Below are 9,227 nucleotides of genomic sequence, written 5' to 3' on the forward strand. Positions count from 1 at the left end.
ACTTTATTTTTTTCTGCCACCGCTTTCGGGAGGGTGAGATAAAGAATACCGTCTTGATAGTTAGCGGTAACTTGGCTATTTTGCACCTCCACTGGTAGGGTAATCAAGCGACTAAATTTACCATAATAAAATTCGCTGTTTTCCACCTCGGCAGGGCGTTGACGTTGCCCATTAATAGCCACCATTTGTTTGCTAACCTCCACATCGATATCTTTAATATCCACACCGGGTAATTCGATTTTCAATTGCACGGAATCCTCATTAACAGAGATTTCCACCGGGGGACGAGATACCGATGAAGTTGTCGGTAATACTTCTTGAAAAAGTTGATCGATTTGACGTTGAACAGAATTAATTTCGAGGAAGGGAGAATAAAGAGTGAAAGCCATAGTAATAATTTCCTTGAGAGGTTTTCTCTGACTGCGATTACCTCTATCTTAAGCAACTAACTTGACTTCCACAAGGCGGTTTTCAGGAAACAAAAAGTCGCAATAACCGATACACTTATCAGTTATCAGTTATCAGTGGGGTGTGGGGTGTGGGGAAGTGGGGAAGTGGGGTGTGGGAAGAATAAATAAAAAAAATCTCCTATCTCCTATCTCCTATCTCCTGTCTCCTGTCTCCTGAATACTGACCCCTGCCTTTTGCCTTTTGCCTTCGTTATAACCATTGTTGTAATTCCGGCCAACCCAAACCCTGACGCACGATATCCGGTTGATCGCTGGTAAAATCAACAATTGTTGACACTTCCGAACCGGGAGCCGAACCATCTTCGATAATTAAATCAACGATATGATCGAGGGCATCGAATAGCCTAGCGGTTTCTAATCCCTTGGTGGGAAAATCCCCCTCCTGATCGGGAAGATGAGCAGAACTAGAGATAATGGGATTTTCTAGGGTTTCGAGAATAGTGCGACAGATAACATGATCGGGAACCCGGATACCAGTGGTTTTCCGCTTCGGATTCATCACCACTTTCGGCACTAATTTAGTCGCCGGTAAGAGAAAAGTGTAGGGACCGGGTATAACTCGTCGCATAATCTTATAAGCATAATCGCTGACCACTGCGTACTCGGAAATATTCGACAAAGAAGAACAGAGAAACGTCAAGGGTTTATCATTAGATAGTTGCTTGATTTGGCGAACTCGTTCGACGGCGGATTTCACATTGAGATCGCAACCGATCGCATAGACAGTATCGGTAGGATAAAGCATAATTGCCCCATTTTTAAGGGCATGACAGATTTCTTGGATAGAACGTTGCTGGGGATTTTCGGGATGGAGAGAGTAAATAGTAGCCATGATAGCAAAATCGTCGCCTATTGGGATTGTCCCACGGGAATCGCCGGGGATATGTGTTTAGGGGCATTAGTAGATTTAGGAGTCCCCTTAGAATACCTGATTGCACAACTAAAAACTTTAGGAATCGAGGATGAATATCAGTTAAAGGCCGAAAAAGTGCATCGTCGCGGTCAAATTGCCACTAAGATTCACGTCGATGTCACTGCCGAGAAGTCCTCTGATCATCACCACCATCACCATCATACCCCCGCTCGCCATTTACCGGAGATTGAAAATTTAATTAAACAGGCAAATTTACCCCAGAAAGTCCAAGAATGGAGTTTAGCGGTTTTTCGACAACTTGCGATCGCAGAAGGGGCTGTTCACGGGATCGCACCGGAAAAAGTGCATTTTCACGAAGTGGGGGCAACCGATGCCATTATCGATATCGTCGGGACTTGTTTGGGTTTGGATTGGCTATCGGTGAGTGAATTATACTGTTCTTCTCTACCCACCGGCGGCGGTACAGTTCAGGCCGCCCATGGTCGTTTACCGGTTCCCGTGCCAGCAGTAGTACAAATGTTCAGTCGGCGACAAGTACCAATTTATAGTAATGGCATCGAAGCAGAGTTAGTAACACCCACGGGGGCAGCTATTGTGACAACTTTAGCTAAAAGTTTCGGTAAACCGCCGAAAATGCAGTTAGAAAAGGTCGGTTTAGGAGCAGGGACAAAAGATTTACCGATTCCCAATCTTGTCCGACTTTGGTTAGGGAAAAAAGAATCAGAAAAGCTAGATGAAAGCGAAACCGTGGCAGTTTTAGAAACTCAAATTGATGACTTAAATCCGCAAGCGATCGCCTACTTAAGTGAGTCTTTATTACAAGTGGGTGCCTTGGATGTATTTAGTCAAGCAATTACTATGAAAAAATCCCGTTTGGGAATACTTTTGACAGTAATTTGTGCCTTGGATAAAATTGCTATTTGTGAAAATATGATCTTTCAGGAAACCACAACTTTAGGCATTAGAAGGACGATTCAAGAGCGATCAATCTTAAAAAGAGAGATACAATCGATCGATACTGTCTATGGACAAATTCGGCTAAAAGTTGCCTACAAAGAGTCAATTAATCAACCGATTACCGTACAACCAGAATACGAAGATTGTGCCGCAATTGCCCGTCAGCATCATCTACCTTGGCGATTTGTTCATCAAATGGCCTTAGCTGTTTGGCAAGAAAAAAATCAGTCTTGATAGCAGGGCAATTTTATCATAAAACTGCTATTGTTCAAAAGAACGTAGGTTGGGTTGAAGCATGAAACCCAACGCCCGCTCATGTTACGCTACCGTTAACCCATCCTACAAACAATTGTGCCTCCCTACTTATATCCATTTTTCAAAAGCTATTTTCAGGAAAATAATCCCAATTTAAAACCTGTTCTTGGCTAAAAGGACAATCAACTGGGAAAGTTTCTTTTGGTAAATTAGTTTCATTTACCGTGGATGATATAGTTTTAAGATGTGCTAAACGATGCTTAAAGTCCCCAGCTAACCAAAAATTCATCAAAGACGAGATTATTAAGCCTAACTCTAACTTTCAATATGAAGCTTTTAGAAAAATGTTGATGATAGTTATTGGTTTAGCAACATTAGAAAAAATCGAAAAAAAGTCAGAAAAAACTGATAAAATTAGTACTTTAAAAGGTTATCTTGGTAATCTAAAGAAAAGTCGCAATCTAGCGGCTCATAGTCATACTAAAGGTACTTTGACAACCTATGATGCTCCTTCTGAAACTAAATATAATTTTGATAGAATATATGCTTTGTTAACAGAGTTAAGTAGGTAGGTATTAAAAACTTTCAGATCCCCCCGCCTATCGGCACCCCCCTTATCAAGGGGGGCAGGGGGGATCGAACCTAAAATCCATTTTTAATTTAATTATAACCAGCTACTTAGATGCAGAATTGCAGCGTCATAAGTGTTGACTTATTTCTCGTACAATCGCTTTTAGCGCACCTTCGACAAAGACAATCAGTCAAAATTAAACCCCCTAACCGGCGAAAATTAACTACAAGCGATCGAAAAACTGGGAAAATATTCAATTGATTCAATGTCATCTTTTTTAACTATCCTGCCCATGAATAATCAGGTCATCCGTACTGATAAAGCTCCGGCCCCTGTGGGTCCCTATAATCAAGCGATCGCCGCTCCTGGTCCTTTTCTCTTTGTTGCGGGACAAATTCCCCTAGATCCCGTCACGGGTGAAATCGTCTCCGGGGAAATTAGCGCCCAAACCGAACAAGTTATGGCCAATCTAGAGGGCATTTTAACCGCTGCTGGGGCTAATTGGTCAAATGTGGTGAAAACTACCGTCTTTCTCTCGGATTTAGCCAATTTCGGGGCGATGAATCAAGTTTATGCCCGTTATTTCCCCCCGGAAACCGCCCCGGCCCGGGCCTGTGTGGAGGTGGCCCGTCTTCCCAAAGATGTGCTAGTGGAAATAGAATGTATTGCCGCTTTAGCCTAAAAATTAAGGTGGGCATTGCCCACCCTAACCTAATCTCTCTCTAGACTACTAAAGCTTCTAGGATCGTCTTATTGTAGATAATTCGCCCTACAGTAGTACGCACATACTGAGAAATTATCTGACCATCCTTCTCGCGGGTTTTGCGTTCCCGATAATATTTCCAGATGCTGCCATCGGGGAGAGTTTCCGTTTCCAGGACTTCCTCATCGGGTTTATTGGTTTTCACCTTTTCTCCGACAGGTAAACGCAACCACACGGAAGCGTGTAGATCCACCAATCCCTGATCAAAAGCGCGAATAGCGTCATCCATGCTGGCGAAATAACGACCCCCACCCTTTTGGGCCTTGGGATTTTCGGCCGTGAGATAATAACAACCCAAAACCATATCCTGAGAAGGGGCAACAATCGGGCGACCGGTCGCCGGTGAGAGAATATTATGACAAGCTAACATCAACAATCGCGCTTCCGATTGTGCTTCCAGGGAGAGGGGAATATGTACGGCCATTTGGTCCCCGTCAAAGTCAGCGTTAAAAGCGGGACAGACGAGGGGATGTAACTGAATCGCCCGGCCCTCCACTAGGATCGGTTCAAACGCTTGAATGCCCAAACGGTGCAGGGTAGGGGCGCGGTTTAACATCACCGGGTGTCCCGTGATCACTTCATCCAAGACGTGCCAAACATTGGCATCCCCCCGTTGGATCATTTTCTTGGCCGCCTTGATATTATTGACGATGCCTAATTTAATTAAACGATGGATAACGAAGGGTTGGAACAATTCGATCGCCATTTCCCGGGGTAAACCGCATTGATAGATCTTCAACTTCGGACCGACAACGATAACCGAACGTCCCGAATAGTCAACCCGTTTACCGAGGAGATTTTGACGGAAACGCCCCTGTTTACCCTCGATAATATCCGATAAAGACTTCAGGGCGCGATTATTGGCCCCCACCACCGTGCGACCGCGACGACCGTTATCAATTAAAGCATCGACGGCCTCCTGTAACATCCGTTTTTCGTTACGGACGATAATTTCGGGGGCGAGAATTTCTTGCAGACGGGATAAACGGTTATTGCGGTTAATCACCCGACGGTAGAGATCGTTCAGGTCAGAGGTGGCAAAACGGCCGCCGTCCAACTGCACCATCGGGCGTAAATCGGGAGGAATCACGGGAATTACGCTTAAAACCATCCATTCTGCCTGAGAACCCGTGGCGACAAAGTTATCGATTACCCGGAGACGTTTAATTAATTTTGCCCGTTTTTGCCCTTTACTTTCGACAATTTCCGTCCGCAGTCTTTCCGCTTCTTCTTCCAGGTTAATTTCCTGTAAGAGTCTTTGGATAGCCTCGGCCCCGATACCCACTTCAATGCCGACTAATTCCGAATCCTCCGCGTAGATTTCTTCTTCGATCTCTAACCATTGATCTTCGCTGAGGAGTTGTTTATAACTAAGATTGCCGGCATTACCCGGATCGAGAACCACATAGGCATTAAAATAGACGATTTGCTCCACGTCCCGCAGGGGCATATCGAGCAGGATACTGAGATAGCTGGGAATACCTTTGAGATACCAAACGTGGGTGACGGGGGCAGCTAATTTGATAAAACCCATGCGATGACGACGTACCCGCGACTCGGTAACTTCCACCCCGCAACGTTCACAGACAATTCCCCGGTGACGGACGCGTTTGTATTTACCGCACCAACATTCCCAGTCCTTCGAGGGGCCAAAAATTTTCTCGCAGAATAACCCATCCATTTCCGGTTTGAGAGTCCGATAGTTGATCGTTTCTGGTTTGGTTACTTCTCCGACGACTTGACCGTTAGGCAGGTTTCTTTCTCCCCATTGCCGAATTCTTTCGGGGGACGCTAAACCGATTTTGACGTAATCAAATCTTTGATCTGTTGGAGTCTTCATTCTGAATTTTTTACTATGGGTGATGATCTGGGATAAGCGATCGCTCGCGCGTTCTCGATGCCCCGATGACAACTATTAGGCAGAAACGACGGTTAACTCAGTCACTTTTTCTTGGGGTCAAACTGGCCTGACCGAGTCCGGGACATTACATTATACAATTTTTCCAGTTCGATCGACCATTAAGTGATATTTTCCCAGATGGTGATGCTACCGTCGGCCGCAGCCGCTGCTAGGTGACAATAATCGGGGCTGAGAACTAAACTGGAGATCGGCGACGATCGCCCATTGTCGGTGCTGAGAGTTGCGATCGCCTGTTGAGAATTGGCTAACCAGATTTTAATCTCTCCGTCGGTTCCCCCGGTAAATAACCATTGACCTTCCTCTGCAAATACCAAGCTTGTCACCTGACCATTATGGGCATTGATCACCCGAATTGGCGCAAAATGACCGCTTTTCTCTCGATCGTATTGCCAGATTTTCACTGTCCCATCCACACAACCGGCGGCAATAATCTGACCATCGGCAGCGATCGCCAGACTCTGCACCGAAGAAACGTTACCGGATAGGACGGCGATTTTTGCTCCCGATCCCAATTGCCAGAGGGTGACAGTGCCATCACCTCCAGCTGCGGCGATAAAATCTTGATTAGGAGCCACTGCTAGGGCATAAATTGCCCCCAGACTGTCATAGGAGCTAAATTCTTCGGTTTCCTGCTCTAAATTCCACTGTTTTAGGGTTTGATCGTAACTACCACTAACCAAAAAATGCCAACGGGGGGCAAAATCTAGGCCGTGAATCGAACCGAGATGACCGAGGAAAATTTGATTTAATTCCAGACTACTGCCATCGCCGGCTAAAGTCCATAATTTAACGGTTTGATCGAATCCTCCCGTCGCTAGATGATAATCGCCGTTTCCAGTCACTGCTAGGGCTAAAATGCCCTGATCGTGAGCTTCCACCGTATTAATCAGGGTTCCCCTCGCAAAATCCCAGATTTTTAGGGTACGATCCCAACTAACGCTAATTAAAAACTGTTGATCCTCGGTAATTGCGATCGCTGTAATCATTTCCCGATGGGCGGCCAGACGGCGATAATAGTGCCAATGGGGTATATCGACGGGGGGGGAAGTGGGAGTTAAATTAAGGGTAGGTAGGGTGATTTGTGGCTCATTTTCCGCTTTTGTGGCGGGAATATCCGCCGATTCTTCGTTAAGCGGCAAAATATCTCTGTGTAAGCGACTGTAGGATTTTTCCAGATGTTCGATGCGTTCCAGCAGCCCGTTACGGTTGATATATTGAATAATTTGATTGTGGGACTGTTCGAGGACGAGAATATTCTCCTCTAATTCTGCGATCTCGCGTAGCGAGCGCGTTGCGACCGCACGGGCGTTATCGCTGGCCACCGCAGGACTGAGGGACTGTATTTGTGCTGATAAAGCTTCTTTTTCTTCTTCCCACTGACTCTGTAAATCACCAGTCATTTCGGTTAAGCGTTGACGTTGCCTGGTTCTTTCTCGGAGACGATTGAGAATATTCAACCCGAAAGTCACTACCAGGAGGAACAAAGGCAAAAACTCCGCACCCATGGCGATAAGGGTAAGCAGGGTTAATCCTAGGGCGATATATTCCGCTAATTCTAGCCAATGGGGGCGATGGTCGGTCATTTTGCAGTTACCGGTAAAGGGATTTCAATGATCTCCTGATTTCAGACTCATGGTAACGCTAATTGCCGCCTTGGGATTGACTAAAATTAATTTTTAAGCAGGAGTTAAGACTTTTTTCTTAGTTTCTATCGGTGCGGTTAAAGCGGATTCTAAATCGGCCTTCCCTAGTCTTGCTTCCAAAATTTTCAGCACTTCTCGTCCAAAATCATCGGGATTTTGTCGCCATGCTTGCAGACAAACTTCGCCAAAGAATGACCCCAAAGGTTCGGGATTCCAGAGCAGTTTTTTGGCTGTCCAGGGCATTAAACTCATGGGATCGTAGTCGGGTTTAATAATTTCTTTTTTGAAGGCGTATTCTTCTAGATGGGTGTGGGGTTGTAGTCCGATAAAAAAGATGGCTGGTTCCACTTTATCGACTCCAAAAATATTTTCTAATTCCCGATGATAGGCGATAGTTTGACGAATAGTTTCCAGGGTTTCATCAATAACATTAAAGGAATAATTTACCGAAACCAGATCATTAAAACCGGCCGCTTTTAAGTCCCGACAATTTTGCAGAACTGTCCGCAAATTATAGCCCATCCGCATTTTGCGGACTAATTCCTGAGAACCACTGGTGATACCAATTTCAAAGTAGTTCATGCCTGTTTTTACCATTAAATCGCACAGTTTCGGAGTGAGATTATCGGCACGAATATAGGCAGCCCAACGGATATCTTTCATCCCAGAAGCGAGAATTTTTTCTAATAGTTCTTCCACGTCGTTGATAAATTTTCTGGTGGGGATAAATTGGGCATCGGTAAACCAGAAATTGCGAATGCCGCGGTCGTATAATTGGCGCATTTCCTTAACTACTTCATCCGCGGGATTAATGCGTACTTGTTTCCCTTCGACGACGGTATAGATGCAGTAGCAGCAGTTATGGGGACAGCCGCGCTTGGTTTGTACCCCGATATAAAAGTCGTTTTCTTGGAAATAGTAGGAAAATTCTGGCCAAATACTGGCGATGTAGTCGTAGTTACAAGCGGATTTTTGCAACGGGGTGGGGGATTCGTGGATTAAACGCGGCCGGGGTGTGGTTTCTCCGACGACATAACAACGTTCATCGCTAAAGTCCCGGCCGGAGAGGAATTTTTCTAGCAGGGTTTCCCCTTCTCCCACTGATACAATTGTTCCTGTGGGCAGTTTGGTTTTTAGTTGTTCATAGAAAACACTGACGGCACCACCCCCGACGATAACTCGCGCTTCGGGATGGTATTTTCTGGCCTGCTGCAACCCGCGGCGAATTAGTCCCTGATTGCGCCATAATTCGCCGTAGTAGGCGGTTGTCACCTTTAAACCTCCTAAAGCACCGCGCAGCTTGATTAGGGGGTTTTTAGCGTAGTAAAATTCAAAGGCGTTTTGCAGGGGATTACCACCGCGACCACCGACGGGGGCATATATTTGAATATCCCGCCAGGAGAATACTAGCAGGGTCGGCCGAAATTCGTCAACACAGCGATCGAGTGCCTGGTTAAAGTCTAAGGGGGGGACGGTGCCAAGGTCAAAAATCCTTTGTTCGATGTCGGGGAATAGTTTATGAACGTGGTCGGAAAGGTAAACGACACCGATGGGGAAAATGGGGTTACAGGGGAGTCTAACGTAGAGGATGCGTTGTGCTTGCGGTTGAGTCATGAGATTTCTGAAGGGGATGGAGACGCATTCTGAGTAATCTTAATATAACTTAACTTTGTCCGGCTTGTCTGGCAGTTATCAGTTATCAGTTATCAGTTATCAGTTATCAGTTATCAGTTATCAGATGTGAGTTTTCAGTTCACTGTTTACTGTTTACTG

The 9,227-nt window shown here is 45.5% G+C and carries 8 protein-coding genes and 1 pseudogene; 3 read left to right on the plus strand and 6 right to left on the minus strand.

Features of this window, described 5'->3' with window-relative positions; all coding sequences use genetic code 11:
- Positions 1-389 (minus strand): Hsp20/alpha crystallin family protein (locus tag PX481_RS17910; RefSeq protein WP_288095293.1); only part of this gene is annotated, 389 nt, incomplete at its 3' end.
- A 271-nt stretch (positions 390-660) separates the two neighbouring features.
- Positions 661-1,302, minus strand: a complete 642-nt coding sequence (locus PX481_RS17915; protein ID WP_288023652.1) for an L-threonylcarbamoyladenylate synthase — start codon at positions 1,300-1,302, stop codon at positions 661-663.
- On the opposite strand from PX481_RS17915, the gene larC reads away from it, so the two are divergent.
- On the plus strand, positions 1,279-2,535 hold the full coding sequence (gene larC, locus PX481_RS17920) for a nickel pincer cofactor biosynthesis protein LarC (RefSeq protein WP_002762763.1): 1,257 nt from the start codon (positions 1,279-1,281) through the stop codon (positions 2,533-2,535). The two genes, PX481_RS17915 and larC, sit on opposite strands and share 24 nt — an antisense overlap.
- A gap of 142 nt (positions 2,536-2,677) precedes the next feature.
- On the opposite strand, the pseudogene PX481_RS29805 reads toward larC, so the two are convergent.
- A pseudogene (locus tag PX481_RS29805) lies at positions 2,678-2,782 on the minus strand (DUF29 family protein); the annotation flags it as partial.
- On the opposite strand from PX481_RS29805, the gene PX481_RS17930 reads away from it, so the two are divergent.
- A complete protein-coding gene (locus tag PX481_RS17930; RefSeq protein ID WP_002762766.1) occupies positions 2,781-3,128 on the plus strand; it encodes a hypothetical protein in 348 nt (115 codons plus the stop codon). The pseudogene PX481_RS29805 and the gene PX481_RS17930 sit on opposite strands and share 2 nt — an antisense overlap.
- Before the next feature lie 264 nt (positions 3,129-3,392).
- Positions 3,393-3,809 (plus strand): RidA family protein, encoded by a 417-nt coding sequence (locus tag PX481_RS17935; protein ID WP_002762767.1) that lies wholly within the window; start codon positions 3,393-3,395, stop codon positions 3,807-3,809.
- Between the two features lie 40 nt (positions 3,810-3,849).
- Here the strand turns inward: PX481_RS17935 and PX481_RS17940 are convergent, their stop codons facing one another.
- The 3 genes from PX481_RS17940 to PX481_RS17950 all read right to left on the minus strand — a co-directional run bounded on the left by PX481_RS17940 (position 3,850) and on the right by PX481_RS17950 (position 9,068).
- On the minus strand, positions 3,850-5,730 hold the full coding sequence (locus PX481_RS17940; RefSeq protein WP_002762768.1) for a DNA-directed RNA polymerase subunit gamma: 1,881 nt from the start codon (positions 5,728-5,730) through the stop codon (positions 3,850-3,852).
- A 179-nt stretch (positions 5,731-5,909) separates the two neighbouring features.
- The gene (locus PX481_RS17945; RefSeq protein ID WP_002762770.1) at positions 5,910-7,394 is read right to left on the minus strand and encodes a WD40 repeat domain-containing protein; all 1,485 of its coding nucleotides are present in this window, start codon (positions 7,392-7,394) and stop codon (positions 5,910-5,912) included.
- Between the two features lie 93 nt (positions 7,395-7,487).
- A complete protein-coding gene (locus PX481_RS17950) occupies positions 7,488-9,068 on the minus strand; it encodes a photosystem II high light acclimation radical SAM protein (protein WP_288095299.1) in 1,581 nt (526 codons plus the stop codon).
- Positions 9,069-9,227 lie beyond the last annotated feature (159 nt).

This window comes from Microcystis sp. M53603_WE2 (assembly GCF_030065435.1).